Here is a 26988-nt window from a genome sequence, read left to right as displayed (position 1 = left end):
AGCCTTACCGAACCCCCGTCTGCTAACGGCTTACCACAGCTTTACGCGCTTTTCGGGGGGCAGGTACAGCTTGTCGCCCGGCTTGATGTCGAAAGCCTTGTACCAGGCGTCGATGTTGCGGACGGTCAGCGCCCGGTACTGGCCGGGGGCATGCGGATTGCCGATGACCTGGCGGCGCAGCGCGCCTTCGCGGGTCTTGTCGCCCCAGCTCTGGGCATAGGCAATGAAAAAGCGCTGATCGCCGGTGTAGCCATCGATCACCGGCAGCTCCTTGCCGCCCAGTGCTTCGCGGTAGGCATCGTAAGCGGCGGCAAGGCCGGCCACGTCGGCTCCGTTTTCGCCCAGTTCCAGCTTTCCGTTCAGATGCAGGTCGGGGAACGGCTGGTAGGCGTCATACTGCGTTGCCAGCGCCTGCGTCTGCGCTTCGAAGTGGGCGAGGTCTTCCTGCGTCCACCAGTTGCGCAGGCGGCCGTCGCCGTCCACCGCCGCGCCGCTGGCGTCGAAGCTGTGGCTGATCTCGTGCCCGATCACCGCGCCGATCGCACCATAATTCGAAGCAAGGTCTGCAGCGGGATCGAAGAACGGCTTTTGCAGGATAGCAGCGGGGAAGTTCAGCGCGTTCTGCACCGGCAGGTTGACGGCGTTGACCAGCTGCGGGGTCATCCACCATTCGCCCCGGTCCTGTGGCTTGCCGAGCTTGGCGATCTGCTGCAGCGTGTAGCCGTGGATCGCGGACATACGGTTGGCATAGGCCTGCCCCGGCTTGATGACGACCATCGAAGTGTCCGGCCATACATCAGGGTAGCCCACCGCCACGACCATGCCTTCCAGCTTGGCTTTGGCTTCCTTGCGGGTTTCCGGGCTCATCCAGTCCAGCGCGTCGATGCGGCGCGCGAAGGCATGCTTGATGCGGCTGGACATGTCTTCGACCTGCGCCTTGGCGGAAGCCGGGAAATATTCACGGACATAGAGCTTGCCAAAGGGCATGCCGAGGTCGTCGTTGATCGACGCCAGCGCCCGCTTTTCTCGCGTCTTCTGCTGCGGCGTGCCAGACAGGTTGGTTTCGAAGAAGGCGAAGTGCAGGGCGTCGAACTTGCCGGGCAGCACGTCCGTCTGGGCGTTGATGCGATGGAAAGCCAGCCAGTCCTTCCAGGCGTCCAGCGGTTCGGACGCGACGAGGGCGGCAAGCCCGGTGATGGCGGACGGGCTGTAGACGTCGAAAGTCTGCTGGTTCGGCATGTGGGCAGCGGTGAAGTAGGCGTCCCAGTCCATGCCCGGCGCCTTGGCGGCGAACTCGGCGCGGGTCCAAAGGGTTCCGCCCTGCGTAAAGTCCGCAGTGTCGGCCTTGGTCGGGTGGGCCTGTGCGATCTTGCTTTCCAGCGCGAGAATGCGCGCGGCGCGGGCTTCGGGCTGATCAATGCCGGATAGGCGCAGCAGATCGGCGATGTACTTCAGGTAATCGGCCCTGATGCTGACCATGCGCGGCTCGGCCGATAGGTAATATTCCCGGTCAGGCAGGGCGATGCCGCCTTGGAACAGATAAGGCACCACCTCATCGCTTTTCAGCGCTTTAGTGATGAACAGGCCGAAGAGGTTTTCGGTGGCCATGTCGTTGTTGTTGTTGAACAGGTCGAGGTCAGCCTCGGTCTGGCCGCCCAGCACCTTGATCAGCGCGGCCTTGTCCGCAATCGCGGCGTAGCGCGTTAGATCCGCCTTGAGCGGGGCTATGCCCAGCTTGTCGATCGTGGCCGTATCCAGATAGGCGCGCCAGTAATCGCCGATCTTCGCCTCGTCCGTGCCGGGCTTCTGCCTTGCGCCGATGATCTTCTGGATCAGGGCGGTCTGCTGTCGTTCGGTCTCGTCGGCAGCGACGGTGTGAGCGCCGATGCGGCTGCGGTCGGCCGGAATTTGCGCCTTGGCAAGCCAGGCGCCGTTGGCGAAGAGATAGAACTCGTCCCCCGGCTTCACCGAGGTGTCCATCGCGGCTTCGTTGATGCCCGCAGGTTCGGTCGCAGCGATGGCAAGGGGCGCTGTGCAGAGCAGCAGTGCGGCAAGGAAGTTGCTGGGGGTCTTCATCGGGCAATCCTTTCGCGGCGAAGGATGGACCCTCGCCGGTTACGACATGCCCGGTTGACTAGCGCCGGATGGGGCCTGCGCCTACGGAAAAGTTGCGCTGCAGCGCAACAAAAGAAGAGGGCTGCAGAGTGATCTTAAATGAATCCTGGATTCAGGCGTATCGGTAAGGTCCGCCTTTTGCGAGCGCCGCCTGATATGCGGGCCGCGCGTGAATCTTGTCTAGCCACGCCAGCGTCGCGGGGCGCCCGATATCAAGGCCGCCACGATCTTTGGCTGCTTCGAGGGGAAAGCTCATCATGATGTCCGCCGCGGTAAAGGTGTCGCCGGTAAACCACGGTCTTGCGTTCAGTTCGCGCTCCACGAAGTCCAGATGAACGTCGATCATCGGCTGCAGCTTTTTCTGCGCCGCCTTGCCCAGCAGCGGAATGCGACCCAGGACCAGCTTGACCAGCAACGGAGGCATCAGGGAACCTTCCGCGTAATGCAGGAAGTAGCGGTAGCGCAGCGCCGCGTCGTCTGCGTAAGGCTTGCCAAGTCGCCCGTCCGCCTTCGCGACAAGATACTCAACGATCGCACCGGTTTCGGCGACGATGCGTTCGGCGCCCGAAGGATCGTGATCGACGATGACGGGCGCCTTGCCCAGCGGGTGGATCCGGCGAAGTTCAGGTGGGGCCAGCATCGTCGCCGGGTCGCGTTCATAGCGCCTGACCTCGTAAGGCATCCCGAGTTCCTCCAGCATCCACAACACGCGTTGCGAGCGAGAGTTTTCCAGGTGGTGTACGATGATCATCGTTGTGCATTCTCCGCGGGCATTGCCTGTCGGAACCAACGAGCGGGCGAATGCAAGGTTGCGGGTTCCTGCGATCAGGATCGTGCCGCGAAGATCATCCTGCCCTGGCCGAGAAACGAAAACACATCGTCCAGCTTGTTCTCGCCCACCGCGAAGCAACCCTGGCTGCGGCCCAGCTTGCCGTGTGCCCTGATCATGTCCTCGTTGGCATACCAGGCGCTGTGCACCACCACAGCGCGGTCGAGAGCGTTGTTGTTGGTGGCGTCCAGCCCAATAAGCCGTTGCGAGCGGCCGTGCTTGCCCACGTAATAGTCCTGCGTCAGATAAGCGCCCTCGCTCGACGCATTGGACCCGAACGCGTTGGAAAACCGCTCCAGATAGCCCGTATGGCGGGGGTCTGAACCTGATCCGTGGGCTACCAGAAGTCGCGACGCCTTGCCGCCGACCACGTCGAGGAAATGCAGCCGTGCGTCCGATGACGGGGCAGAGAAATCGACGATCGCGATGCGGTCGCGGTGTTTAATCCGGCTGCCATGGCGATCCAGCGAGGCAAGCGCCTTGCCAAGCAGTGCCGGACTGACCGTTGAGAACACGGCGTTGGGGGCGTCCTGGCGTACCATCGCGGGCACGCTCGGCAGACGCCCCTTCGGAGGCAAGGTCGGCGCGCTGAGTGGCGTGGCGGAGCGCAGGGTTGAAGACGAGCGAGAGCAGGCACCAACCGCAAGAGCGGCGCCGGCCAGCATAATCGCCCTGCGATTTATGGTCGTATCATGCTGTGACATGATCTTCATATGGGAACGCCGCAGGTTTTATTGAAGCGGCTATATGCATATAAATTGAATTCAAAGTGTTCAATTGTATGCATATATCCTTATCAGCCATTTCGACTGGTATGGATCTTCAAGGGTTGAGCGGTCATTGTGCGGATTCCCACTGATAAGCGGAAACCGTTTCGCCGCGCGGTTGGTAGCGCAAGCTGAGCTTTTCATCGCCGCGCTTCACTTCCAGAGACAGGAACGCTTGTTGATCACCCTGCAGCCCGTCTTGCGAGAAGGTGTTCAGGATTTCATCCCCTTCGCGCAGGCCCGCCGCCTGAGCATTTGATCCGGGAATAAGCCCCTTCACGATCTTCGGGCGCGCCAGCAGCGAAGCGGGATCAAACCCCAGGTCAAAGCGCCTGAGCGGCTTTTCCACGCGGCGAAACTGTGCGCCGAACGCATCCGAGGGCGGCAGTACCACTTGCCCCCTCAGCATAGCTTCGAAAGCGGCGATGCCTGCATCCCCAAGGTCTGCTTTCAGCAGGCGGCGATAGAGCGCCTCGTCCATCGGCCGTCCAGCGCGCCGTTCGGCCAGCATCGTGCGCACAAGGTCGTCGAGCGAACGCTTGCCACCGCTTGCACGGCGGATAGCGGCATCGGTGGCGGCAAAATAGAGTGAGCCGCGATCATAAGGCAGCACACGGATGCGGGTGTCTCGCCAGAACCCTGCCGGAATATCCGCATTGGGCACGTTGATCTTGATGTTGGTATAATACCGCGCCGCCGTTTCGTTGAGGTCGGACAGGAAATCCTCTGCGGTGATCAGGCCGGCGCGGTATGGCAGCAGGCGCTGATAGTGAACCGCCAGTCCCTCTCCGAACCACGAACGGTCCAGCCCTCCGGCCGCGTCCATCGATGCTTCAAGCGAGTTCACCCAGGCGTGCAGCATTTCGTGCGCCAGCAATGAACGCAGTTCAGCCGGTTTTGAAGTGTCGTTGAAGGTAAAGGCGAAACTGTCGGTCAGGCCGATCCCGCTGCCGGGATTGCGCTGATTGGTGCGGCCGAACACGCCGAAGCTGGGCGGGGCATAGCCGAAGAAAGTGCCGTAATATCGGTGCAGGTCCGAAGCCCAGTCCATCAGCGGCGTCATGGGAAAGGGCGGTGTGCCCTGCCATGCAGCGAAGAAGCCATCCGCAGCGGGAGGATGCACACCGGGCTTTCCGCCCATGTAATACATCGAGGAAAGGTCGCCGGCCGGAAGAGCCGTGCGGCTGGCGGCGTTTCCTACGCCAAGGCTGGAAACGCCCTTGCCGCCCGGACCATAGGCGGAGAAATTCCATTCCACGCTGGCACGGCGCGGCGTCTTGTCATCCGGCAGGATCAGGAACGCGTTGCCTGCCGCAGAAAAGCCGCCAAGTTCGGTGCGCATTTCATACTGGGGCAGTGCCAGAGGCGGGGCGTCGGCATCGACAGGAACGCGGTACTGTATTGTGACGGTGCCTTCGATCTGGCGCGGCGCACGCCAGAAACGTGTGCGGTTCGAAGCGTCCTCGTCGATGTCCTCGACACGCGCGGCGATCGTGCCTTGCCGGTCGCTGATGGTCAGGCCGGTGATCTGCGCGCCGCTGGTGACCACGGTGTTGGCGACGAGGGGGAGGCGCAGCAGGGGAGCTCCTTGCGCCCCGGACATGCCTTCGGCTGTCACCGTGACGTCGACGTAGCGCACATGCTGGTCCGCATCGGGCCTGGCGGGCGCCAGCGTTACGCGCAGATTCGGCTCTGGCGCGGCGCTTGCCGAGGCTCCGACAATCACGGCAGGCAGGGCGCAGAGCAGGGACAGGGCGACGCGGCGATCGGGCATGGTCATAATCCTCCTGCCAGCCATCGTATCGAGGCCGCGCGGCATTGGCGTCGCGTAATGAGGCGCCGCGCCGGGGTGTCGAGCATCATTTATGCGCGACTGTAGCGGTCCCGTGCGTAGCGTGTGGGTAGCGCCGTGGTGCTCTTGAGGTCTTCAAGCACGATGCTTGAGCGTGCAGTCGCGACTTCCGGCGCGGCAAGGATTTCGTTGACGAGCAACCGGTTGAACGTGGCAAGATCGCGCGTGGCGACTTTGAGAATGATATCTGCTTCACCCGTCAGGGATTGGCATTCCAGCACTTCAGCAAGAGCGTCGATGCGGCGGTTGAACTTGGCCAGCCAATCCGCTTCGTGAGAGCGCAAGGTCACCATGATGTAGGCAGTGACCCCGATGTCCAGCTTTTCCCGGTCAAGAACGGCCGAAATGCGCGACACATACCCGCCAATCCGCAGTTGCTGCATCCGGCGGGAGCATTGGGAGGCGGACAGGTGAACCAGTTCGCTCATCTCTACCGGGCCGATGTCGCCCCGCTCCTGCCAGCATTCCAGGATTTTGAGATCGAAGTTGTCAAGGTCACGTGGCATTGCAGCATTGTGCACCGTTGATGCGAAACATGCCATGAAAATGCGCCATCTGTGCTTGAAGGCGTAAAATCGCAGGCCATCCACACGGACATTGTGTGCATTGCAGCATAAAATGACGGGCGTTCACTTTTGTCGAAAGCCCTTTCATGCCGGTCGATACGATCAGGTTGCAGGCCGGGACGCAGGCGGATGCTGCGCCCGGGCTCTGGAATCGCCCATACCTTTTGCTCACGCTGGCCGCATCGCTGTGGGCGAGCAACTTCGTGCTTGGCCGTGCCCTGCCTGCCGGGATGGTGCCGGTAAGCCTGTCGTTCTGGCGGTGGGCGCTGGCCATGCCGATCGCGCTGCCCTTTGCGCTGCCGCACCTGAAGGCGGACCTTCCCGCTTTGCGCGGCAACTGGCCTACGCTGTTTCTGCTGGCCGCGCTGGGTCTGGCGGGCAGCAACACGCTGGCCTACATCGCGCTGCGTCAGACTGATGCTACTTCGGCGCTGCTTGTCCAGTCTGCCATGCCCACCGCGATCGTCGCCTTCGGGTTCCTGCTGTTTCGCGATCGCGTGAGCAGGCAGCAGATTGGCGCCATGGCCTTTGCCCTGGCAGGGGTGCTTTTCGTGGTTCTGGCCAAGCCGGGGGCCGGCGGTGCGCTGAACGCCGGGACATTGCTGGCGGGGGGGGCGATGCTGTCTCAGTCCTGTTACGCGACTTTGCTGCGCCGCCGCCCGCCGATCCACCCGGCAAGTTTCCTGTTCCTGTCATTCGCCGCTGCTGCATTGATCATGCTGCCCTTTCAGATCGCGGCGGGCACCGCGTTGCCGCTGGGCGATGTGAAGGGGATGGCCGCGCTCGGCTATCTGGCGCTGGGCCCTTCGGTTCTGGCATTCTTCCTGTTCAACAGGGGCGTTGCGCTCATCGGATCGGGGCGCGCAGGGCTGTTCTTCTACCTGATGCCGGTCTTCGGGACGGTGTTCGCCGCCGGCCTGCTGGAGGAGCGGATAAGCCTTACCGGACTTGGCGGCTTCGTGCTGGTAGGCGTGGGTTTCGCCTTGTCAGGGCGCCGACGGTAACGGCAGCCGGTGTGTGCACTTCATCTCCGACAATGTCGCCGTGGAGCGGATATCCTCCACCCCCGGCAGGCGCAGGAGCCGGCGGAAGGTGAAGTTCTGATACCATGCCATGCTGGGCGCCAGAACTTTGAGCATCACGTCCATTTCGCCGAAAAGCGTATAGGCCTCAGTGATTTCGGGAATATCCTCGATCGCGCGGATGAAGCTTTCCCGGGCTTCGTCGCTCAGGCGGCCCATCTTGAGCTGGGCGAAGATATACATGCTTTCGCCGAACTTTTCGCGATCCAGCACGGCGACCTGCGCCTTGATATAGCCTTCTTCCTTAAGCCGCTGGATGCGGCGCCAACAGGGCGATTGCGAAAGGCCGACCCGTTCTGCGATCTCGCTTGACGATTCCGACGCATCGATCTGCAGCCGGTCGAGGATCTTGAGATCCAGCCGGTCAAGTGCCTCCGCCATGATTATGCGCCATCCCTGTCATCGATGCATTGAATTTCCGTGTAGCCTAGGCAAATGCGGCAAGTCGAGCAAGCATTAAGCCGGGGTTGCGGTTAGGAAGTGCGTACAGGGAATGAAAGGACGGCACCGATGAAACGCGATGAGCTGACGATCTTCGACAGCGAGGCGGTGCGCGAAAAGCTGTCCTACCCTGATTGCATCGCTGTCGTGCGCAAGGCGATGAAGGCGCTCTCCTCGGGGGAGACGCGGCAATTGCTGCGCACGATGCTTTCGCTGGGCCCGGGTCGCACCTTTGCTCAGATGCCCGGAGCGCTCGGTGAACACGACATGTTCGGTACGAAGACCATCAGCGTCTTCGCCGATCCGCGTTCTCCGGGCCTCCGGCGTCACCGGGGCCTTGTGGTCCTTTTCGAGCCCGAGGAAGGCCGTCCGGTCTGCGTCGCCGATGCGGAAGAGATCACCCATATCCGCACTGCCGCCGCAACCGCTGTGGCCACCGATGCACTGGCCCGCGCGGATGCGCGCACGCTGCTGATCGTCGGCACGGGCGGGCAGGCGCATACCCACCTGAAGGCGCTGCCGCTGGTGCGCGATTTCGATCGCGTGATCATCTGGGGCCGTTCGCCGGAAAAGGCTGCGGCGCTTGCTGCCGAATATGCCCACCTCAACGCAGAGCCCGCGACGGATCTGCGCGCGGCGGCGGGCGTTGCGGACGTCATCTGCACTCTCACAACGGCATCCGAACCTGTTGTCAGGGGGGAGTGGGTGAAGCCCGGAACCCACGTCAACCTTGTCGGCTCCAGCGGTCCCGGCCCGGTCGAGGTCGACAGCGCGCTTGTGGTCAACAGCCGCTATATCGCCGACAGCCGCGCCTCGGCGCTGGATGCGGCTGCGGAGTTCCTGGTGGCCAGGGACAGCGGCCTTATCGAAGATGCGCACATCGTCGGGGAGATAGGCGAAGTGCTGCTCGGACGCATTGAGGGGCGGCGTTCTGATCAGGACATCACCGTCTACAAGTCTCTTGGCCATGCGGTACAGGATCTTGCCGCCGCCGCCCATCTTTACCGGAGTTCGCTCGCCTGATGTTTCGCATGCCCCTGCGCGCCGCGCTGTTCGCTTCGAGCCTGCTCGCCTCCACGCTTCTGGCCGCTCCTGCCTACGCAGAGCACGTGCGCTACAGCGTCGTCTCGAATGGCGAAAAGGTTGGGTTCGTGGATGCGGACGTGCAGGGTGCGCGTGTTGCCATCGAATATGACGTCAAGAACAACGGTCGCGGCCCGACCATGCGCGAAGCCATCGAACTGGGGCGCGACGGACTGCCGGCCATCTGGACGCTTGATGGCAAGGCGACGTTCGGCGGCGATGTCCACGAACGCTTCGCGCGCGAAGGTACGTCCGTTCGCTGGACCGATTCCATGGGAGAGAGGCAGACGACCGCAAGTGGCCCTGCTCTTTACGTCGGCCAGAACGCCAGCCCCTGGGCACTGGGGCTATACGCCCGCGCATTGCTGAGGGACGCCGACGGGCGCATGGCGGCGTTCCCCGGCGGAGAACTGGCCATCGAAAAGCTCGGCCCGGCGACGATCGCCGGCCGCAAGTACCAAGCCTATTCGATCAGCGGCATCGACCTTTCGCCCGAAATGATCCTGCTGGACGCGAAGGGTGAATTGTTCGCCACTCTGGGCAGCGGCGGCGCTACCGTGCGCGAAGGGCATGAGGCAGAAGTTCCGGCGCTTAACGAACTGGGCACCCGGCTGACCGCCGCGCGCTATGCAGCCTTGCAGAAGCGCTTTGCCCACAATGTCGATGCGTCGGTCCGCATTCGCAACGTGCGTGTGTTCGATCCGGCAAGCGGTGCGCTGGGCGATCCGGTGTCGGTGGTCTTTGCCCATGGGCGCATCACCGGCATCCAGCCGCTTGACGAGCCCGCCACCCCCGGCGAGGCCCTGATCGACGGCAAGGGCGGTACGCTGCTGGCGGGCCTGCATGACATGCATTCGCACATCGGGCTGGAATCGGCGATGCTCTACATCGCGGCCGGGGTCACCTCCGTGCGCGACATGGGCAATCACAACGATTTCCTCCCCGGCCTGATCGACCGTATCGGCAAGGGTGAAGTGGCCGGCCCCCGGATCACGCCCAACGGCTTCCTCGAAGGGCGCAGCCCCTATTCCGCGCGCCACGGCATCGTGGTGGACAGCGAGGCGGCGGCGCTGGAGGCGGTGCGCTGGTACGCAGCGCGCGGTTACTGGCAGATCAAGATCTACAACAGCATGAACCCCGCCTGGGTGCCCGCGATCGCGAAGGAGGCGAAGCGGCTGGGCATGGGGCTGACCGGGCATGTTCCCGCCTTCACCAATGCCGACGCGATGATCGCTGCCGGTTATGACGAGATCACCCATATCAACCAGCTGATGCTGGGCTGGGTGCTCGACATCAAGGAGGATACCCGCACCCCGCTGCGTCTTACGGCAATGCGGCGCACTGCGGGGCTGGACCTTGATACACCGCGCGTGAAGTCCACGCTGGACACCATGGTGGCGAAGCACATCGCGCTCGACCCCACGGCGGTGACGCTGGAGCTGCTGATGCTCAGCCGTGACGGCAAGCCTGCTCCGGCAGTGGCAAGCTATATCGATCACTTGCCGATCGGCCTGCAGCGCCGCCGTCGCCAGGGCATCGCGCCGCTGACCGGACCGGGCGACGATGCCGCCTATCAGGGGGCGTTCGATGCGGTGAAGCGCGTGGTCAAACGGCTCCACGATCGCGGCGTGACACTGCTTCCGGGGACGGACGATGGCACCGGCCTGTCGGTTCATCGCGAGCTGGAGATCTATGGCGAGGCGGGCATCCCCGCGGCCGACGTTCTGCGTATCGGCACGATCGGGCCGGAGCGCTACATGGGCAACGATCAGGAACTGGGTTCGATAGAACGCGGCAAGCGGGCGGACTTCCTGCTTCTGCCGGGCAATCCGCTGAACGACCTGACCGAACTGCACCGCATCGCCATGGTGGTGAAGGACGGGACGATCTACTTCCCCTCTGAAATCTACCCGGCGTTCGGGGTCAAGCCTTTCGCAGAGGCACCCGCCATCGCATTGCCCCGGCAGGAAACCCCGTCCGCCACGACCAGCGGCGGGGATAGCCACGACGCGGCGGACGAGTTTCTCTGATACCGCAGGCACCGGCTTTCGGATGAGGCCGTCCGCTTTCCGAAAGCCGGTGTACCTGTGGCGGATTACATGTTTGCGGCCGTCGGGCGCACGATCACTTCATTGATATCCACGCCCTCGGGCTGTTCCAGCGCGTAGCGGATGGCGCGCGCGATCGCATCGGGCGTGAGCGACTTTTGCCGCCATTCCTTGAGCGCCGAGGCCACCTGCGGATCGCTGATGTCATCGCCCAGTTCGGTGGCGGTCACACCCGGAGAAATGATCGTCGAACGGATTTCGTCGTGTTCCTGCCGCAGACCTTCGGTGATCGCCCAGACGGCATACTTGGTGCCGCAATAGACGGCGGCAGTCGGCAGGACCAGATGCGCACCGACCGAGGCGACGTTCACGACATGGCCGCTCTTGCGGGCAATGAACCCCGGCAGCACTGCGGCAATCCCGTTGAGTACGCCATGAATATTCACGTCGATCATCCGCTTCCATTCGTCACGCTTCAGCGCTGCCAGCGGCGACAGCGGCATGACCCCCGCGTTGTTGACGAGAACGTCTATGCGCCCGAACCGGTCTTGCGCGGCAGCGGCGAACGCTTCGAAGCTGTCTGCGTCCGTGACGTCGAGTTCGGCCCACCCGATGGTATCGCCCAGTTCCCCGCCCAGTTCTTGGCCCAATTCCTCCGCCAGTGCTTTCAGTCGTTCCCCGCGCCGCGCGCCGATGAACAGTCTGGCACCGGCGGACGCCAGTTCGCGCACCGTTGCCTCGCCGATACCGCTCGATGCGCCAGTGACGAGGACGACCTTGTTGCTGAGTTCCGACATGATGCTTCCTTTCGCTTGAAGTGATGAGTGCAAGGTGTCACCGGCGCGGCATCGAGCGGTAGAGCGATCCCCCGAACACTTTGCACGATCCTCCGGAACAGTCGCTTGCGTCTTGCGGTGCCCTCTGGGATCGTGGATCATCGGGGTATGAGAAACATCGACGATCTTGCCCGCGCGATCACCCGTCATGCGCCCACGTCGGGGATGGAGGGTACAAGCGTGCCCCGGCTCACGCTGATCCGCGCGAACCAGCCGAGCGAGCCGGTGCCGGCCGTCTACGAGGCGTCGCTTTGCCTGATCGCCCAAGGGTCGAAGCGGGTATCCCTTGGCGAACACAGCGTTGTCTATGATGCGGAGCGCTATCTTCTCGTCTCGGTTGACCTGCCACTGGTCGGCCATGTGCTGGAGGCGAGCGAGGACGCACCGTATCTGTGCTGCAAGATCGATTTCGACCAGGCAGCGCTTGCCGATTTGATTGTGGCCGACGGGCGCATGGGGCCGCGCCACGATTTGCCCGCGCTTGCCGTCTATCCCGGAGACGCTGACCTGATCGATGCGGCATGCCGTCTGGTGCAGTTGCTGGATAGACCGGAAGACATCGCCGCGCTGGCGCCGTTGATCGAGCGTGAGATCCTCTATTATCTGCTCAAGGGGCCGCATGGGGCGATGCTGCGGCACATGGCATCGGCGGACAGCCACCTCGGCCAGATCAGCCGCGCCATTGCGGCCATCCGTAGTCGGTTCGACAGCCACTTACGCATTGAGGAGATCGCCCGCGCTGCGGGGATGAGCCCGTCATCGCTTCACGCCCATTTCAAGGCGGTGACGCATATGACCCCGCTCGATTATCAAAAGCAGCTGCGTTTGCAGGAAGCGCGCCGGTTGATGCTGGTGGCGGGCGCGAATGCAGGATCGGCGGGATTCGCGGTCGGCTATGACAGTCCTTCGCAGTTCAGTCGCGAATATCGGCGCTTGTTCGGAGCGCCGCCCCGGCAGGATATCGAGCGGCTTCAGGCCACGGAGCGGCCTGCCATGGCGGTTTGACGCATCTGAATTGTCAGCGCGGCAGCAGGTGACATTGCCAGACCGCCGATCAATCAGGATGAAAGATCCGAACCGTTCGCCACAAAACGTTCATTAGTGGACGATAACGCCCTGCAGCAATCATAGGTACGCAGGGAATTTTCCATGAAATTCGGGTTTTATGCATCTTCGCTTCTCGCCGGTACAGCGCTGGCCGGCGCGCCGGGGATTGCCCTTGCGGATGAAGCGGATGCAGACGCCAACCAGATCGTCGTAACGACCCAGAAGGTCGAACAGCGCGCGGTCGATGTGCCGATCACGCTTTCCGTCCAGAGTGGTGAGCGTATGCGCGATCTTGGCGTGACCGAGGTGGGCGAACTTTCGGCTTACGTGCCGGGGCTCAACGTGCAGGTCCAGAGCGCCAACAATCCCGGCTTCGTGATCCGCGGGATCACTTCCGACAGCGGTTCGGCCCAGCAGGGACCGCGCGTCACGCTCTATTACAACGGCGTCGACATTTCGCGCTCGCGCGGGGCGTATCAGGGCATCTACGATCTCGATCGCGTCGAAGTTGCCAAGGGGCCGCAGGCGACCCTGTTCGGCACGGCGGCCACGATTGGTGCGATCAGCTTCGTCTCGGCCAAGCCCGAGGCCGGAACGTCTGCTTCGCTGACCGGCTCATACGGCAACCTCGACGCCCGGCGGATCGAGGGCTTCGTAAACCTTGGCAATGACGTCATCGCCGCGCGTATCGCCGGGCAGTGGAAGAAGCGTGACGGCTACATCGAAAACCTCGCTCCCGGTCAGGACGATCTTTACGCGCAGGACCAGTTTGGCCTGCGCGGTTCGGTGCGCTTTACGCCGACGACCGATTTCACCGCCGACTTCGTGCTCACGTACGATCGCCAGCGCAATTCGGGCACGCCGTTCCTGTCGAAGAGCCTGGGCTCCACGTCCGTGGATGGCCTCTACGATGCGGCATATCTTGGCGGCTCACCGCTGTCGGGCGAACTTCTGGGCTCTGACAAGCTGGGCCTTGACCGTGACGTCTATGACGCCAACCTGACGCTGAGTTGGGACTTCGCGGACGGCTGGAACTTTACCACCGTCAACGGATACCGCAATTTCGATGCGCTTGAAGTGTTCGACGCCGATGGTTCGGCGGCGTGGTTCCTCGAATTCGCAGAGCATGCCAAGGGCTGGCAGGCCAGCCACGAAGGGCGCTTCACGTACAGCGATCCCAAGTGGCGCGCTTCGTTCGGATGGAACTATTTCGTCGAGGATTCCTCGCAGTACGTCCCGTTCTCGACCGAACTGGGCACGTTCCTGCAATGCTATGCCGGGATCATTCCTGGCCTTGGTTGCGTGGCTGATGACAACAGCGTGCCTGCCTCTGCCGCGGCTGGCCTGGCCACCGGCGGACTTCTGACGCAACTGCCCTACAGCAGCTGGACCAAGAATTATGGCCGCAACCAGACCTGGTCGATGTTCGGCGACGTGTCCTGGACGCCGGTGGAGCAGCTTGAACTGACCGCCGGTGCACGCGTGCTGATCGAGAAACGCCGTTCGGGCTTTGCGTCGAACCAGCCTGTTGCACCGATCTATGGCGCGATCCTGCTGCCTTATCCCGACACCGCCGGAGAGACGGTTTACGCACGCCGTTCCTATGCGGCTGTGCTGCCGCGCTTCAACGCGCTTTACCGCGTGGCGCCTAATGTGAACCTTTACGCCACGATTTCAAAGGGCCGCCGCTCGCCGGTCGTACAGCTGCCGAACGCAGCGAACACGGTCGCCTATGCAGACGAGATCGCTTCGGAAACCGTCTGGAACTTTGAAGGCGGTATCAAGGGTTCGGCGGGCATGTTCTCCGGCTCGCTGGGCGTATATTACGACAAGTACGACAACTTCCAGGTCTCCGTGATCGAGGATGGTCGCACGGTCACGCGCAGCGCCGGTTCGGCAAGCAACATTGGCGTCGAGGCGGAACTGGACGCGCGCCTCACCTCATGGCTCAGCGCGTTTGGCAATGTCGGCTTCATCAGCGGCGGGATCGACGACAAGGCGTCTAACGGCGCCTTCGCCGGAGACAAGTTCCGCCTGCAGCCCAAGTGGCAGTGGTCGGCGGGCTTCAACCTGAACGCGCCGCTTAACGACAGCACCAGCGTGTTCCTGACCCCCAGCATCACGTATCGCAGCAAGATCTACTTCGAGATCCCTAACACCGAGGCGATCAGCCAGGACCCGGTCACGCTCGTCAATCTGCGGGGCGGTTTCTCGCTCATGCAGGGCAAGTTCCAGATTGCCGGTTACGCGCGCAACCTGACCGACAAGAAGTATCTGATGGATGCAGGCAATACCGGCGGCTCGTTCGGTTACCCGACCTTCATCCCCGCCGAGCCGCGCACTTACGGCATCGAGCTTACCGCCCGCTACTGAAGCCTTTACGGACAGGACAGACCCATGACTCTCGTTGTCGACCGCCGCTTGCTGCTTGCGGCAGGCACTTTCGGCCTTGCTGCGCTGTCGACGCCGGGCATCGCGCAAATCCTGACGGCGCGGGGCTTTACGCACGGTGTCGCGAGCGGCGAACCGGCCGCCGGTTCGGTGCTGCTGTGGACCCGTTACGTCGGCAGCGGCGAAACTACGCTGCGCTGCGAAGTGGCTGATGACGCGGCGTTTACCAAGGTCATGGGCGGGGGGGAGGTGGTAGCATCTCCTGCGCATGACTGCTGCGCCAAGCTGACCGTCACCGGCCTTGCACCGGGCAAGTGGTATTTCTACCGCTTCATCGCGCCCGATGGCACCAAGAGCGAAACGGGCCGTACGCGCACTTTGCCGGTCGGGGATGTCAGCCGGTTCGGCATCGCGCTGTTTTCCTGTGCGAACCTGCCGTTCGGCTGGTTCAACGCCTATGCCCATGCCGCGCGGCGTGACGACCTCGACCTTATCGTCCACGTCGGCGACTATTATTACGAATACGACTACGGCCACTACCCGGACAAGCCGATGCCGGGCCGCCCGATCGAGCCGCTGAACGAGACCGTGACGCTGGCCGATTATCGCCTGCGGCTGGCAAGCTACCGTCTCGATCCCGATCTGCGTGCACTGCACCGCAACTTCCCGATGGTGGCGCAGTGGGACGATCACGAAAGTGCCAACGATTCCTACGAGAACGGCGCAGAGAACCACTCGCCCGACAAGGAAGGCTTGTGGTCGGTCCGCAAGGCCGCTTCGCAGAAAGCCTATCGCGAATGGATGCCCGTGTCGGACGAGGCATACGAAAGCTACCAGATCGGCTCGCTGGCGACGATCTTCCGCCCGGAGACGCGCCTGACCGGTCGCAGCGAGCAGCTGGACATCGGCGCGGCGATCAAGGGGCAGGGCGATATCATGAAGGCGCTTGCCGCCTTCCGCGACGGGCCGTGGATGGCGGCGGAACGCACGCTGATGGGTACGGCGCAGGAGCAGCGTCTCTACAAAGACATGGCGGCTTCGGCCAAGGGTGGCACCCGCTGGCAGGTGTTGGCGCAGCAGGTGGTGATGGGCTCGCTCAAGGCGCCGGCGCAGATCGCCCAGCTTGCCACCAGTGGCGGCGATCCCAAGGTGGCTGCGGCGCTGATGGCGATCGCGGCGGCATCGAAGGCCGGGCTGCCGTTCAACATGGATTCGTGGGACGGCTATCCCGCTGCGCGCGATCGCCTGCTGCGGGCGGCGGCAGATGCGAATTGCAACCTCGTTGTCCTTTCGGGCGACAGCCACAATGCCTGGGGCAACAACCTGACGTTCGATGGCAGCCCCGTGGGTGTCGAGTACGCCGGGCATTCGGTAACTTCGCCGGGCTACGAAGAATATCTGCCCGCCGTGCCGCCCGCCGATCTTGGCAAGGCGATGCAGGCCGCCAACCCCGGTCTTTCGTTCGTCGACACCAGCCGTCGCGGCTATGTTTCGATGCAGGTGACGCCGGATGCGGTGAAGGGCGAATGGCACTTTGTGCCCACCATCGCGCAACACACCGTCAGCGGCACCACCAGCGAGGCGCGGTCGGTCAACTGGGGCCAGCGCCGCTTCGCGGTGTAACCTTCAGGGCGACCCCAAAGGCATCCGGCCGGGGAGGTATGCGCCTCCCCGGCCGAAGGTCGCATCAGAACCGCTTGGTCACTTCCACCATGACAGTGCGCGGAAGAGTGCCGAAGCCAAGCTGGTCGGCCTTCACGCCCGCAGCCGTACCGGTGCCGCCGCCCGTCGAAGGGCCGTCCACCACGCCCGTCACGTAGAAGCGGTTGGTCAGGTTCTTCCCGATCAGCGTGACCTGCCAGTTGTCGTTCTCGGCGCCGAAGCGGATGCCCGCGTCCAGCGTCACGTACTTGCTCTGGCGCGAAAGCGGATTGCCGAAGCCTGATGCGAGGTAGCTGCCCGAATACTTGCTGTCGATGTTGAAGCCCAGCTTGTTGGCCGAGCCGACCGACATCTCGTAACCGATACCCAGGTTTCCGGTCCAGCGCGGTGCGACCGAAAGCGGCGCGCCGGTCAGATCCTGGCGGCTGTTGCCCGCAAGGTTGCAGCCTTCCGCCGGGGTCTGGCCCGCGTAGCAGGGGGCTAGCGGGAAATCGATGTAGGTGGCCTTGTCGTAGTTGATGGAGCCATGGATATCGAGGCCGGGCACGCCGTTAGGGGCGAATTCGAACTCTGCTTCCACGCCCTTGGTGCGAGCGTCGGCAGTCAGCGTCTGGAACGCGAAGATCGGGGAGTTGAAGAAGTCGACCTGCAGGTTCTTGTACTTGTAGCTGAACGCCGTGACGTTGAAGCGCAACTGACGGTCAAGCAGCGTGGACTTGAAGCCGATTTCGAAGCCTTCGGCCTTTTCCGGATCGAAGGTAAGGTCGGCGGTGGGATCGGTGGACAGCTTCGAATTGATACCGCCGTTGGAGAATCCGCCGGACTTGTAGGCGGTCTTGTAGGCGCCGTAGATCATCAGGTCCGGCGTCGGCTTCCAGGTCAGCGTGGCTTCAGGCGACCAGTTGGTGAAGTGCTGGCGTGCCGTCACTTCGCCAAGGCCGTCAGGGTCGTTCTGATCACGGAAGATGCCCAGTACCAGCGGATTGTTGTAGGGCTGTGTGAAGAAGCTGTTCTTGGTTTCATCAGTATAGCGCACGCCGCCTGCCAGTTCGAGGTCGGGCAGAATCTTGTATGTCATCTGGCCGAACACGGCCATCGTTTCGCCTTTGGTGAAGCTGTTCTTGGCGGTGGTGACGTACTGGTAGCCTTCGGGCGCGTCGGAGTTGGAAACGCCGCCGGTCAGTACGAACTGGTCAAAGTCGCGCCGGGTCTTCTGGTAGAGCAGGCCGACCATCATGTTGAACGGACCGTCGAACTGGGTCAGCGCGCGCAGTTCCTGGCTGAACGCCTTCCAGGAAGAGTTCTCGGTCGCCCAGGTCGGGCCGATGCCGTTCTCGCTGCCGCCGGACTGGAAATCGCAGGCGCAGGTCCAGCGGTTGTTGTTCCACTGGTAGTTGGTGACTGACGATATCTGGAGCAGGTCCGCATCATAGGTGACGTTCAGCGTGCCGCCTGCGGAACGGTACTTGTTATACAGCGAACCGTCGCTTTTCGCATAAGGATAGCTGGCCGCGATGTCGGCGGGCATGTTGTTCTGGTGGGTGACGAAATCCTTGCCGCAGGCATAGCCGTTGAGCTGCGAGGTTTCGCCATTGCCGCAGCGATAGGCGACGTAGTTCCAGGACGAGTTGTTGACCGTGCTCTGATCGAAGCTGCCCTTGAGGCTGACGGTCAGGTTGTCGGTCGGCTCCCACTTCAGGGTGGCGCGGGTCAGGAACTCTTCCTCGCCGGGGGCCTTGCGCGCCGCTGGGGTGGCGGTGTGCGAAGTGAGGTCGCCGGTGGCGGCGTCGAGTTCGGTATAGGTTATGTCGTCGGCTTCGTTGCGATAATAGCCGCCGTCCATCTTGGTGTAGCGCGCCGCAATGCGGAAACCGAGGGTGTCGGTCAGCGGGCCGGACAAATAGCCTTCCAGTCGGTACTGCTGGCTCTTGATCTCGTAGCCGCCCTTGACCATGCCTTCGAACGCGGCGGTGGGGTCGGCTGTGGTGATCGAGATCACGCCGGCTGTCGCGTTCTTGCCGAAGAACAGCGCCTGCGGGCCCTTCAGAACTTCCACGCGGGCGAGGTCGAAGAAGCCTTCGTTGATGACGCGGCCCTGCCCGTAATAGGCACCGTCAACGACGACCGCGACCGATTGCTCGATGCCGATCGAGGTGGACGACGAACCGATGCCGCGCAGGGTCAGCTGCGCGCCCGACCCGTTGGACGCGCGCCCGACGCTGAACTGCGGGGCGATGGCGGTGATTTTTTCGACGCTGGTGACATCGCGCGTGGCGATCTGCTCTGCCGAGATGGCGGTAACGGCGACGGGTACGTCCTGCACCGTTTCCTGCCGCTTGCGGGCGGTCACGATGATGTCGTTAAGGCCGCCCTGCTGCTGGGCTGCGTCATCCTGCGGTGCTGCCGGCGGAGGAGGAGGGGCAACGTCCTGCGCCATCGCCGGCGCTGCGGTCATCGTCAGTGCCGTGGAGACGAGCAGGACGGATTTGGGGACTCGCATTTCAGAAACCTCCCGTAATTTTGTAATCGTTCTTTCCGGCTGGTTAGACCCGTCCCCGTGCGTGAGAGCCCTGTGCAAACGGATAGTCCTATCAGTTTGGACAGGTGGCCTCTGCGAGCCGCCGGGCGAGGGTCCGCCGGAGGAGACCTGAATTGACGCGCTGCCGTTTCTGGCGACTGGATCGCCATCCCGAGGGGAACACCGATTTCGCTCGCTTCCTGAGCCTGCAGGAAGAAGAATGCACACCACTGGCCGAAGGCGAAGTGCGCATCGCGGTCGAATGGCTGTCGATGGATGCCGGAACCCGTATGTGGATGAGCCCGCGTACAGACGGTTATCAGCCGCCGCTGCCGCTGGGATCGAAGATGGTCGGACTGGTGCTGGGCTGCGTGATCGAGAGCGCGAATGCCGCTTACCCTGTTGGTGCGCTGGTGCGCGGCTTCGGGCAATGGGCAGACGTCGCCACGGTGGTTCCGGCGCTGACGGGGCTGGAGGTGGTGGACGCGAACGTCGCAGACCCGCGCCAGCACTTTGGCGCATTGGGCATGAATGCGTGGACGGCCTATGTCGGCGTCAGGGAAGTCGCGGCGGTCAAGCCGGGCGAATGGCTGGTCGTGTCAGCCGCCGCAGGTGCAACGGGCAGCCTTGCATGTCAGGTCGGCCGCAACCTGGGTGCGAAAGTGATCGGGATCGCGGGCGGGGCAGACAAGTGCCGCTACCTGACCGACGAGGTCGGCGTCGACATGGCGATCGACTATCGGGCCGAGGACGTGAGCGCGCGGCTGGCTGCCGTGCCGGGCGGCGTGAATGCCTTTTTCGACAACGTCGGTGGCCCGATTCTCGACGCGGTGCTGGGCAACATGGCGCATTACGGGCGCGTCGCGGTCTGCGGTATGGTAGCAGGTTATGACACCGATGCGCCGATGCCGGGGCCTGCAAAGTTCGATCAGGTGCTGATGCGGCGCCTGCGGATCGAGGGCTTCTTCATCCCGGACTTCCTTGAACGCGGGGCGGAGTTCATGCCTCAGCTTCGCACCTGGCTGGACGAGGGCAAGCTGGAGGTGCGCTTCGACGAGACGGCGGGGCTGGAGAATGTCCTTGCGGCCTATGAGCGGATGCTGACCGGCAAGAACATCGGCAAGGTGGTCGTCAAGCTGTGATCAGGCCGCGCCGAGCCGTTCAAGCCATGCGCGGGCCTGCTTGGGCTCGCCCACGGCTTGCGAATCCACCGGGCCGCGCTGGCGCAGGAATTCCTGATGCAGTTCAAAGGGCTCCATGAACAGCTGTTCGCGCGCGGCGTCGATCTCTTCGGCCAGTTCGGTCAGTTCGGCGATCGTCGGGGCCACGGCGGCGCGTGCGGTGCGGTCGGCGTTGTGGTCGAAAAGGCCCCACTTGCCCGCTGCACAGACCTTGAGCGCAGCAACCAGCGCTTCGCGGTAATCGGTTTCAAGGTCCGCGCGGCGGGTGTCCAGGCGTTCGAGACGGTCTGCTTTGGCCATGGCCCGGCTGTAGAACCGGACCGGCCGGACCGCAACCATTTCCTCCCCAGAAGATGCCCGGAGAGGAACCGGCATCACATTGCGGTAACGCCGCCATCGACCACGAATTCGCAGCCGGTGATGTAATTCGCCTCGTCGCTGGCGAGGAACAGGTTCATGTTGGCGATATCCATCGGCGTGCCCATGCGCTTCATGGGGATGCCCGATACGATTTCCTTGAAGCCATCCGGGTTATCGCGGCGGGCAACGTCCTGCATCGCGGTTTCGATCATGCCGGGGTGGACCGAATTGCAGCGGATGTTCTCGGCAGCGCATTCCATTGCCACCACCTTGGAAAGCAGGCGCACGCCGCCCTTTGCCGCCGCGTAGGCGCCGCACATCGGCACGCCCACCAGCCCGCCGATCGAAGACAGGTTCACGATAGAGCCCCCGTGTCCAACCTTGCGCATCAGTGCGACCGCGCGCTGGGTGCCGTAGAACACGCTGTCGAGATTGACCTTGTTCTGCTTTTCCCAATCGGCTGCGGTCAGTTCGGCCAGCGATTTCAGGATGGCGATGCCGGCGTTGTTGACCAGCACGTCAAGGCGGCCATGACCCTGCTTGATGGCGGAGAGAAGGCTGTCCCATGACGCTTCGCTGGTGACATCCTGCGCGACCGCTTCGGCCGTGCCGCCTTCCTCGCGGATCGCGGCGGCGACGCTTTCGGCATCTTCCAGCCTGAGGTCGGTGACGTAGACGTAGGCCCCTTCCTGCGCGAAGCGGTGCGCCGTCGCAGCGCCCAGGCCACGCGGGTTGCCCGCGCCGGTTACGAGAGTGATCTTGCCTTCGAGACGGCCCATCGTCCTTACTCCATCAAAACAGGGGGTGTCCGACGGTAATCGCCGAACACCCCGATTGCGCCCCAGGGGGCTGATCCAAAATCAGAATTTCACGCCGACCGTGGCCCCGTAAGTGCGCGGTTCCAGCGCCATGCCGAACGAGAACAGCCCGGCCACGGTGAAGGCGTGCGTCGTCGTCTTCTCATTGGCGAGGTTGCGGCCGAAGACGCGGAAGTAGACTTCCTTGTCACCGACATCGAAGTTCACGGTCAGGCTGGCGTCGACGAGATCCTGCGTGGTGGTGCGCACGCGCGGATCGTTGCCGTTGACGGTCACGGCGGTCACATCCCCCGCGCCGTCCAGCGTCGGAGTGAGCGAGCCTTGCGAGATCTGCTCGTCATATGGGCTGATGTGGCGCCAGCCTGCGGTTGCCACGACCTTGCCGAAGCTGGTCGGCACTTCGTAATCGGCATTGACCGAAGCGGTGAACTTGGGCGCGTAGATCAGCCGGTTGGCGGAGTAGTTGAAGGGCACCAGCCCGGTGCCGCAGTCGTTCGCAGCCGCTGTTCCTGCCGCATAGGCACCGCAGGTGATGAAGTTGCGGAAATTCGACTTCATGTAGGCGGTAGAGGCGGTGATGCGCAATTCGGGCGTGATGCGCAGGGTTGCGTCGGCCTCGATCCCCTTGATCATCGCGCCCCCCGGAACGTTGCCGGTGATCGTCTGGTTGCCCAGCGGCCCGCCGGGTACGGTCAGGTTCTGCTGCATGTCCTTGTAGTCGGAGATATAGCCGGCAAGGTTCAGTTCCAGCCTGCGGTCGAACAGGGCAAGCTTGGCGCCGATTTCATAGGCATCGACCGTCTCCGGCTGGAAGGGCGTGCTGGCGGTATCGGCCGTTGCGGCACGGGGGCTGAATCCGCCCGAACGATACCCGCGAGACCAGCTGGCATAGAGCATCGTATCGGGGCTTGGCCGCCAGTCGAGGCCGATCTTGGGCGTGAACTTGGTGAAGTTCGCGTCTCCCGTGCCGATCAGCCCCTGCGTGGCGAAGCTGTTGGTCAGCTTCTTGTTGTCATGGCTCCAGCGCCCGCCGAACGAGAGGCGCCACTTGTCCGCGAAGGCCCAGTTGAAGTCCCCGAAGAACGCGTAGCTGGTGGTCTTTCCGATGTTGGTCTGGGCGTTGGTGTCGAACTCCATCGGCGGAGTTGAGGGATCGAAGCCGAAGAAGCGCGTCCACTGCGTCAGATTGTACTTGGAGTGGAAGTAGTAGCCCCCGACCACATAGTCGAAGCCGGTGAACAGGTTGCCGGCGGCGCGCAGTTCCTGGCTCCACTGGGTATAACGCTGGCGACGGTCGACATAATACAGGTCACTGGATGATCCGTCGAAGTCCTGCGTCTGCTCTTCCTTGCTGTGGCGCCAGCCGGTGATCGATGTCAGCTTGATGCCGCCAAGATCGTAATTCATCTGCAGCGTCGCGTTGGGCGCGCGGTACTTGCTCTTCGCGGGGAGCGTGAAGATCGTGTAGAGGTCGGTCGTGTTGTTGCGGCCGCATTCGTTGGCGGGGATCAGCGCGCAGAAGGCTTCGGTGCTGTTGGTCAGGTTGCTGACGACCGGTTCGAATTCCTGCACCACGTTCTCGACCGAAAGCTGGGCGTCAAAGCCCGAGCCGGCGGGTTCGAACAGCAGGCTGGCACCATAAGCATCGGAATTGCTGCCGCCCCCACTCTTGCCGGTGATGGCATTGTGGTAGAATCCATCGGATTCGTTGTGGAAGTACCACCCCTTGATGCCCCAGGTTTCGCCGTCGCCGTAATTGACGATGGCCTTGCCCGCCCAGGTGGCCCAGCGGCCGAAGGTGAATTCGGCCTTGCCGCCCGGTTCCATGGTCGGCTTGGAGCGGGTGATGTTGATGACGCCGCCGATGGTGTTGGCGCCGAACAGGGTGCCCTGCGGGCCGCGCAGCACTTCGATCTGGGCGATGTCGAAAGCGTCCTGCAACTGGCCGGTGCTGGTGCCGATCGTCACGCCGTCGACGACGACGCCCACTGTCGGGGTCTGAGACTTCTCGACGTCGGCATACGTCAGGCCGCGAATAGAGATGTTGGCCGCTTGCGCGCCCGAATTCTGCTGGGTGATGAGCAGGCCCGGCGCTGCACCCTGAAGGTCGCCGATGTTGGCCGAGGCTTTGTTTTCCAGCATCGCAGCGCTGACGGCGGTGATGGCGATCGGCGTTTCCTGCAGCGTTTCCGAGCGGCGGCGGGCCGAAACGATGATCTCGTTCGGATCGACGACTGCCGTGTCGGCCGCCTGCGGCGTGGGTGCCGCGCTCTGCGCCAGCACGGGCGCGGAAATGCTGGTCAGGGCGCTGGTTGCGAGGGCGAGTTTGAAGAGCGCGCTGCTCCGCGCTCCGCGAACATGTGCGGATACCATCAGTCTATCCTCCCGGTGCGGCCGTGAATCTGTGCATTTGGCCGTCTTCCGCCGTGTACTATGCATCGGATGGCCGCTGGCCCTACCTGTCGATTTGCACAGGTGCGGCATCGCGTCCGAAATCGGACCAGTCATGCAAACAGAGGAGATCGATGCCATGGCCGAGAATCGGCGTTTCCTGCTCGCCCGCAGACCCGAAGGAACCCCCGTTCCCGATGATTTCATGCTGGTGAGCGAGGCTATTCCCACGCCGCCGCCCGGCGGGATCGTGGTGCGCAACCACTATGCATCGCTCGATCCGGCGCAGCGCGGCTGGATGGATGACGTGGAAAGCTACATGCCGCCGATCCCGCTTGGCGATCCGGTACGGGCGACGACGGTGGGCGTGGTCCATGCGTCGGACAACTCGGACTTCGCGGCAGGCCAGTGGGTAATGGGGCTTAACGCGCTGGAAGATTATTCGGTGGCCATGCCGGGCGGCTTCACGATGCCGATCGATGTCACTGCCGTTGCCACTCCCTCCAACTTCTTGTCCGCGCTGGGCGCGGTGGGGCTGACCGCCTATTTCGGGCTTACCGAAGTGGCAAAGCCGCAGCCGGGCGAAACGCTGCTGGTTTCAGGCGCGGCAGGGGCGGTCGGCTCGGCCGTGGGCCAGATAGGCCGGATCATGGGCTGCCGGGTGGTGGGTATCGCGGGCGGTGAGCAGAAATGCCGCCGCCTGATCGAAGACTACGGCTTCGATGCGGCGATCGACTACAAGGGCAAGGACCACGCCACCCTGGTTGCAGAGATCGCCGCGGCTGCGCCCGATGGGGTCAACGTGGTGTTCGAGAATGTCGGAGGCTCTGTGCTGGAGGCGGAAGTCTTCACGCTGGCGCATCACGCCCGGATCGTCCTGTGCGGTCTTATCGCGGAATACAATTCGCCGGATAAGCTTGGTCTTCGTAACTTGTGGCAGATCCTTGCGCGGCGCGCGACGATCCACGGCTTCCTGATCGCGGACTATGCGCATCGTTTTGCAGAGGGCGGGGCCCAGATGGCGCGTTGGCTGGCGGAAGGAAAGCTCCGAGCGGATGAGGACGTTCAAGAAGGGCTGGAGAACGCCTATCCGGCGTTCATGCGCCTGTTCTCCGGGGCGAATACCGGCAAGCTGGTGTTGAAGATCGCATGACGGGCAGGCTGCAGGGCCGCCGGGCCGTCGTCACCGGGGCGGCATCGGGGATCGGTGCTGCGGTTGCACAAAGGCTGGCGGCGGACGGGGCGCAGGTCTTCACTGCCGATATCCAGGGCGATGTGGATTTCGTAGCCGATCTGACGATAGCGGATGCCAATGCCCGGCTGGTCGCAGCGGCGGTGGAGCGTATGGGAGGGCTGGATACCGTGGTGCCGTGCGCCGGGATAAGCGCGTTTCATCCGCTTGAAGGTCATGATGACGCCTATTTCCAGCGGGTTCTTGATGTGAACCTCATCGCGGTGTTCCGGCTGGTGCGGGAGGCGACGCCCCATCTCAAGGCGCATGGGGCAGGGCGCATCGTCACCATCGGTTCGACCACTTCGACATACGGCGATGAGGGGCTTTGCGCTTATTCCGCCTCGAAACATGCGGTGCTGGGCTTCACCAAGTCTGTCGCGGCGGAGCTGGGCCCTTTCGGCGTTACGGCCACTTGCGTGCAACCCGGCGCCATCGACACGCCGATGACCGCGCCCGCGTTCGATCAGATGCCGGAATATCGCACGTTCTGGGAAGCCAAGGCACCGCTGCGCCGCCTTGGACAGCCGCGCGATATCGCCGATGTGGTCGCCTTTCTGTGCAGTGACGACGCGCGCTTCGTTTCGGGGCACGGCCTATGGGTGGATGGTGGAGCGATGGTGCGTCATTAGGGGCGCCATCGCGGATTCGCATTCGGTCACCGTGAAGGCGCGGATCCGGCTGCGGTCGAACAGCTTTTCCTCGTCCTCGCCGATCATCGCCTGCGTTTCCGGGTCGGCCAGCGCGGTAAAGCAGGCGATGCGGGCGGCGTCGTTGGGAAAATCGATCTCCATAACAACGTCATAGTCAAACGACTGCTCCGCCCCGTCCATCGGGGACAGGAACCGCCGCACGTAGCGGGTGGCGTAGCCGGCCAGCACCTTTTCGCCGATCAGCCGGTGACTGCTTTCGTAATAGGCGCGGAAATGCGCGACGCTCATGCCTTCGCGCCGCTTGAGCAGAGTGATAACGGTCACGGTCATGCCAGCACGCCCATCCAGTTGCGCATCCCGTCCAGCACAGCCCGCGCACGTAGCACCGGGTGCGAGAACGCATCGCGCAATGCGGCGCTGCGCAGTTCGAGCGAGAGCGGGATATGCTGCGGCAAAGCCTGCAGCATGGCGGCCAGAGGCAGCGCGCCTTCACCCGGCAGTTCGCGCAAGTCGATGGCGTCGGCGATGATCGCGTCGAAGTCTGCCGGATCGGGCCGTTCTGCGCGCGCGTCGCAGAACTGTGCATAGGGCAACAGCGCCGGATCGATCGCGGCGATCTGGTCCACGGTGGTGCCCGATCGGTCGGCGTGGATCGGATCGATCAGAACCGCGCCCAGCGGATGCCCGACCCGGTCGAGTATGCCAAGGGCCTGTGTGAGATCCCTGACTTCTGTGAATATGCCGAATTCCAGGGCGACGCGCATGCCCGAACCTTCGGCATGGCGGCACAGGGCGGCAAGACGTTCCACCGTCTCCCCCTCTTCATGGGACGATACGCATAGCACGTTCGCGGCACCAAGTTCTGCGCCCACGTCGATCACCTTGCGGTGATCGTCCAGCGTGGTGTCAGGCCGGATCCAGACCACTTCGACGTCAAGAACGGGCAGGCCGGTGCGCGCCAATGCTGCACGCGCATCGCGGGTATGCTGCGCCGTCCATTCAAGCGGATCGACCCAGATCCCAACGGCGTCGAACCCGGCCGAAGCAGCGGCCTCGATGACGTCGACCGCGCCGAATTCCGGCAGAACCCCGGAGGCGAGGGATAGTTTGTGCACCG

The 26988-nt window shown here is 63.4% G+C and carries 22 protein-coding genes; 9 read left to right on the top strand and 13 right to left on the bottom strand.

Annotation, left to right across the window (positions count from 1 at the left end; all coding sequences use genetic code 11):
• Positions 1 to 30: 30 nt before the first annotated feature.
• The 5 genes from A8V01_RS18330 to A8V01_RS18310 all read right to left on the bottom strand — a co-directional run bounded on the left by A8V01_RS18330 (position 31) and on the right by A8V01_RS18310 (position 6069).
• Positions 31 to 2076 carry a M13 family metallopeptidase gene (locus tag A8V01_RS18330; protein WP_103097664.1) on the bottom strand — a complete coding sequence of 682 codons (2046 nt, stop codon included), beginning with the start codon at positions 2074 to 2076 and terminating at the stop codon, positions 31 to 33.
• 151 nt (positions 2077 to 2227) lie between these two features.
• Positions 2228 to 2866 carry a glutathione S-transferase family protein gene (locus tag A8V01_RS18325; RefSeq protein WP_103097662.1) on the bottom strand — a complete coding sequence of 213 codons (639 nt, stop codon included), beginning with the start codon at positions 2864 to 2866 and terminating at the stop codon, positions 2228 to 2230.
• Positions 2867 to 2940: 74 nt separating this feature from the next.
• The gene (locus A8V01_RS18320; RefSeq protein ID WP_245892726.1) at positions 2941 to 3648 is read right to left on the bottom strand and encodes a murein L,D-transpeptidase catalytic domain family protein; all 708 of its coding nucleotides are present in this window, start codon (positions 3646 to 3648) and stop codon (positions 2941 to 2943) included.
• 133 nt (positions 3649 to 3781) lie between these two features.
• Positions 3782 to 5485, bottom strand: coding sequence for a M61 family metallopeptidase (locus A8V01_RS18315; protein ID WP_103097901.1), 1704 nt, complete (start codon positions 5483 to 5485; stop codon positions 3782 to 3784).
• Between the two features lie 89 nt (positions 5486 to 5574).
• Positions 5575 to 6069: an Lrp/AsnC family transcriptional regulator gene (locus tag A8V01_RS18310; RefSeq protein ID WP_170065979.1), complete on the bottom strand. Its 495-nt coding sequence runs from the start codon at positions 6067 to 6069 to the stop codon at positions 5575 to 5577.
• Positions 6070 to 6215: 146 nt separating this feature from the next.
• On the opposite strand from A8V01_RS18310, the gene A8V01_RS18305 reads away from it, so the two are divergent.
• On the top strand, positions 6216 to 7133 hold the full coding sequence (locus A8V01_RS18305; RefSeq protein WP_103097658.1) for a DMT family transporter: 918 nt from the start codon (positions 6216 to 6218) through the stop codon (positions 7131 to 7133).
• Here the strand turns inward: A8V01_RS18305 and A8V01_RS18300 are convergent.
• On the bottom strand, positions 7116 to 7592 hold the full coding sequence (locus A8V01_RS18300; RefSeq protein WP_103097656.1) for an Lrp/AsnC family transcriptional regulator: 477 nt from the start codon (positions 7590 to 7592) through the stop codon (positions 7116 to 7118). The two genes, A8V01_RS18305 and A8V01_RS18300, sit on opposite strands and share 18 nt — an antisense overlap.
• 129 nt (positions 7593 to 7721) lie before the next feature.
• Between A8V01_RS18300 and A8V01_RS18295 the strand changes: the two genes are divergently transcribed.
• Together A8V01_RS18295 and A8V01_RS18290 are read left to right on the top strand one after the other, a co-directional pair.
• Positions 7722 to 8675 carry an ornithine cyclodeaminase family protein gene (locus A8V01_RS18295; protein WP_103097654.1) on the top strand — a complete coding sequence of 318 codons (954 nt, stop codon included), beginning with the start codon at positions 7722 to 7724 and terminating at the stop codon, positions 8673 to 8675.
• Complete coding sequence (locus tag A8V01_RS18290) at positions 8675 to 10765, top strand: amidohydrolase family protein (protein ID WP_245892710.1); 2091 nt, start codon at positions 8675 to 8677, stop codon at positions 10763 to 10765. Before A8V01_RS18295 ends, A8V01_RS18290 begins: the two co-directional genes overlap by 1 nt.
• A gap of 65 nt (positions 10766 to 10830) precedes the next feature.
• Here the strand turns inward: A8V01_RS18290 and A8V01_RS18285 are convergent, their stop codons facing one another.
• Positions 10831 to 11580 (bottom strand): SDR family oxidoreductase, encoded by a 750-nt coding sequence (locus A8V01_RS18285; RefSeq protein ID WP_103097651.1) that lies wholly within the window; start codon positions 11578 to 11580, stop codon positions 10831 to 10833.
• A gap of 147 nt (positions 11581 to 11727) precedes the next feature.
• On the opposite strand from A8V01_RS18285, the gene A8V01_RS18280 reads away from it, so the two are divergent.
• From A8V01_RS18280 to A8V01_RS18270, 3 genes are all read left to right on the top strand, one after another.
• Entirely contained in the window at positions 11728 to 12624 is an 897-nt protein-coding gene (locus A8V01_RS18280) for an AraC family transcriptional regulator (RefSeq protein WP_103097649.1), read from the top strand.
• A gap of 144 nt (positions 12625 to 12768) precedes the next feature.
• Positions 12769 to 15039 carry a TonB-dependent receptor gene (locus A8V01_RS18275; RefSeq protein WP_103097646.1) on the top strand — a complete coding sequence of 757 codons (2271 nt, stop codon included), beginning with the start codon at positions 12769 to 12771 and terminating at the stop codon, positions 15037 to 15039.
• A gap of 24 nt (positions 15040 to 15063) precedes the next feature.
• A complete protein-coding gene (locus tag A8V01_RS18270) occupies positions 15064 to 16680 on the top strand; it encodes an alkaline phosphatase D family protein (RefSeq protein WP_103097645.1) in 1617 nt (538 codons plus the stop codon).
• A gap of 64 nt (positions 16681 to 16744) precedes the next feature.
• Here the strand turns inward: A8V01_RS18270 and A8V01_RS18265 are convergent, their stop codons facing one another.
• The gene (locus A8V01_RS18265) at positions 16745 to 19219 is read right to left on the bottom strand and encodes a TonB-dependent receptor (RefSeq protein ID WP_103097642.1); all 2475 of its coding nucleotides are present in this window, start codon (positions 19217 to 19219) and stop codon (positions 16745 to 16747) included.
• A 152-nt stretch (positions 19220 to 19371) separates the two neighbouring features.
• On the opposite strand from A8V01_RS18265, the gene A8V01_RS18260 reads away from it, so the two are divergent.
• Entirely contained in the window at positions 19372 to 20379 is a 1008-nt protein-coding gene (locus tag A8V01_RS18260; RefSeq protein ID WP_103097640.1) for an NADP-dependent oxidoreductase, read from the top strand.
• Here the strand turns inward: A8V01_RS18260 and A8V01_RS18255 are convergent, their stop codons facing one another.
• The 3 genes from A8V01_RS18255 to A8V01_RS18245 form a co-directional block, all read right to left on the bottom strand.
• The gene (locus tag A8V01_RS18255) at positions 20380 to 20718 is read right to left on the bottom strand and encodes a hypothetical protein (protein WP_103097899.1); all 339 of its coding nucleotides are present in this window, start codon (positions 20716 to 20718) and stop codon (positions 20380 to 20382) included.
• A 74-nt stretch (positions 20719 to 20792) separates the two neighbouring features.
• On the bottom strand, positions 20793 to 21557 hold the full coding sequence (locus A8V01_RS18250) for an SDR family NAD(P)-dependent oxidoreductase (protein ID WP_103097637.1): 765 nt from the start codon (positions 21555 to 21557) through the stop codon (positions 20793 to 20795).
• A gap of 81 nt (positions 21558 to 21638) precedes the next feature.
• Complete coding sequence (locus A8V01_RS18245; protein ID WP_103097634.1) at positions 21639 to 23969, bottom strand: TonB-dependent receptor; 2331 nt, start codon at positions 23967 to 23969, stop codon at positions 21639 to 21641.
• 157 nt (positions 23970 to 24126) lie between these two features.
• Between A8V01_RS18245 and A8V01_RS18240 the strand changes: the two genes are divergently transcribed.
• On the top strand, positions 24127 to 25140 hold the full coding sequence (locus A8V01_RS18240) for an NADP-dependent oxidoreductase (protein WP_103097898.1): 1014 nt from the start codon (positions 24127 to 24129) through the stop codon (positions 25138 to 25140).
• Complete coding sequence (locus A8V01_RS18235) at positions 25137 to 25850, top strand: SDR family NAD(P)-dependent oxidoreductase (RefSeq protein ID WP_103097632.1); 714 nt, start codon at positions 25137 to 25139, stop codon at positions 25848 to 25850. Before A8V01_RS18240 ends, A8V01_RS18235 begins: the two co-directional genes overlap by 4 nt.
• Here the strand turns inward: A8V01_RS18235 and A8V01_RS18230 are convergent.
• Positions 25815 to 26201, bottom strand: a complete 387-nt coding sequence (locus A8V01_RS18230) for an EthD domain-containing protein (RefSeq protein WP_103097629.1) — start codon at positions 26199 to 26201, stop codon at positions 25815 to 25817. The two genes, A8V01_RS18235 and A8V01_RS18230, sit on opposite strands and share 36 nt — an antisense overlap.
• Positions 26198 to 26986, bottom strand: coding sequence for a sugar phosphate isomerase/epimerase family protein (locus tag A8V01_RS18225; RefSeq protein ID WP_103097897.1), 789 nt, complete (start codon positions 26984 to 26986; stop codon positions 26198 to 26200). The genes A8V01_RS18230 and A8V01_RS18225 overlap by 4 nt, the downstream gene beginning before the upstream one ends.
• Positions 26987 to 26988 lie beyond the last annotated feature (2 nt).

The organism is Novosphingobium guangzhouense, from assembly GCF_002896965.1.
In the GTDB taxonomy this organism is placed as follows: domain Bacteria; phylum Pseudomonadota; class Alphaproteobacteria; order Sphingomonadales; family Sphingomonadaceae; genus Novosphingobium; species Novosphingobium guangzhouense.
Note: the sequence above shows the minus strand (reverse complement) of the source record. Positions and strands in the feature narration are given on the sequence as shown.

Coding starts and splice junctions, on each gene's coding strand:
- A8V01_RS18330 (WP_103097664.1), bottom strand. CDS start 2,076: ATGAAGACCCCCAGCAACTTCCTTGCCGCACTGCTGCTCTGCACAGCG.
- A8V01_RS18325 (WP_103097662.1), bottom strand. CDS start 2,866: ATGATCATCGTACACCACCTGGAAAACTCTCGCTCGCAACGCGTGTTG.
- A8V01_RS18320 (WP_245892726.1), bottom strand. CDS start 3,648: ATGTCACAGCATGATACGACCATAAATCGCAGGGCGATTATGCTGGCC.
- A8V01_RS18315 (WP_103097901.1), bottom strand. CDS start 5,485: ATGCCCGATCGCCGCGTCGCCCTGTCCCTGCTCTGCGCCCTGCCTGCC.
- A8V01_RS18310 (WP_170065979.1), bottom strand. CDS start 6,069: ATGCCACGTGACCTTGACAACTTCGATCTCAAAATCCTGGAATGCTGG.
- A8V01_RS18305 (WP_103097658.1), top strand. CDS start 6,216: ATGCCGGTCGATACGATCAGGTTGCAGGCCGGGACGCAGGCGGATGCT.
- A8V01_RS18300 (WP_103097656.1), bottom strand. CDS start 7,592: ATGGCGGAGGCACTTGACCGGCTGGATCTCAAGATCCTCGACCGGCTG.
- A8V01_RS18295 (WP_103097654.1), top strand. CDS start 7,722: ATGAAACGCGATGAGCTGACGATCTTCGACAGCGAGGCGGTGCGCGAA.
- A8V01_RS18290 (WP_245892710.1), top strand. CDS start 8,675: ATGTTTCGCATGCCCCTGCGCGCCGCGCTGTTCGCTTCGAGCCTGCTC.
- A8V01_RS18285 (WP_103097651.1), bottom strand. CDS start 11,580: ATGTCGGAACTCAGCAACAAGGTCGTCCTCGTCACTGGCGCATCGAGC.
- A8V01_RS18280 (WP_103097649.1), top strand. CDS start 11,728: ATGAGAAACATCGACGATCTTGCCCGCGCGATCACCCGTCATGCGCCC.
- A8V01_RS18275 (WP_103097646.1), top strand. CDS start 12,769: ATGAAATTCGGGTTTTATGCATCTTCGCTTCTCGCCGGTACAGCGCTG.
- A8V01_RS18270 (WP_103097645.1), top strand. CDS start 15,064: ATGACTCTCGTTGTCGACCGCCGCTTGCTGCTTGCGGCAGGCACTTTC.
- A8V01_RS18265 (WP_103097642.1), bottom strand. CDS start 19,219: ATGCGAGTCCCCAAATCCGTCCTGCTCGTCTCCACGGCACTGACGATG.
- A8V01_RS18255 (WP_103097899.1), bottom strand. CDS start 20,718: ATGGCCAAAGCAGACCGTCTCGAACGCCTGGACACCCGCCGCGCGGAC.
- A8V01_RS18250 (WP_103097637.1), bottom strand. CDS start 21,557: ATGGGCCGTCTCGAAGGCAAGATCACTCTCGTAACCGGCGCGGGCAAC.
- A8V01_RS18245 (WP_103097634.1), bottom strand. CDS start 23,969: ATGGTATCCGCACATGTTCGCGGAGCGCGGAGCAGCGCGCTCTTCAAA.
- A8V01_RS18240 (WP_103097898.1), top strand. CDS start 24,127: ATGGCCGAGAATCGGCGTTTCCTGCTCGCCCGCAGACCCGAAGGAACC.
- A8V01_RS18235 (WP_103097632.1), top strand. CDS start 25,137: ATGACGGGCAGGCTGCAGGGCCGCCGGGCCGTCGTCACCGGGGCGGCA.
- A8V01_RS18230 (WP_103097629.1), bottom strand. CDS start 26,201: ATGACCGTGACCGTTATCACTCTGCTCAAGCGGCGCGAAGGCATGAGC.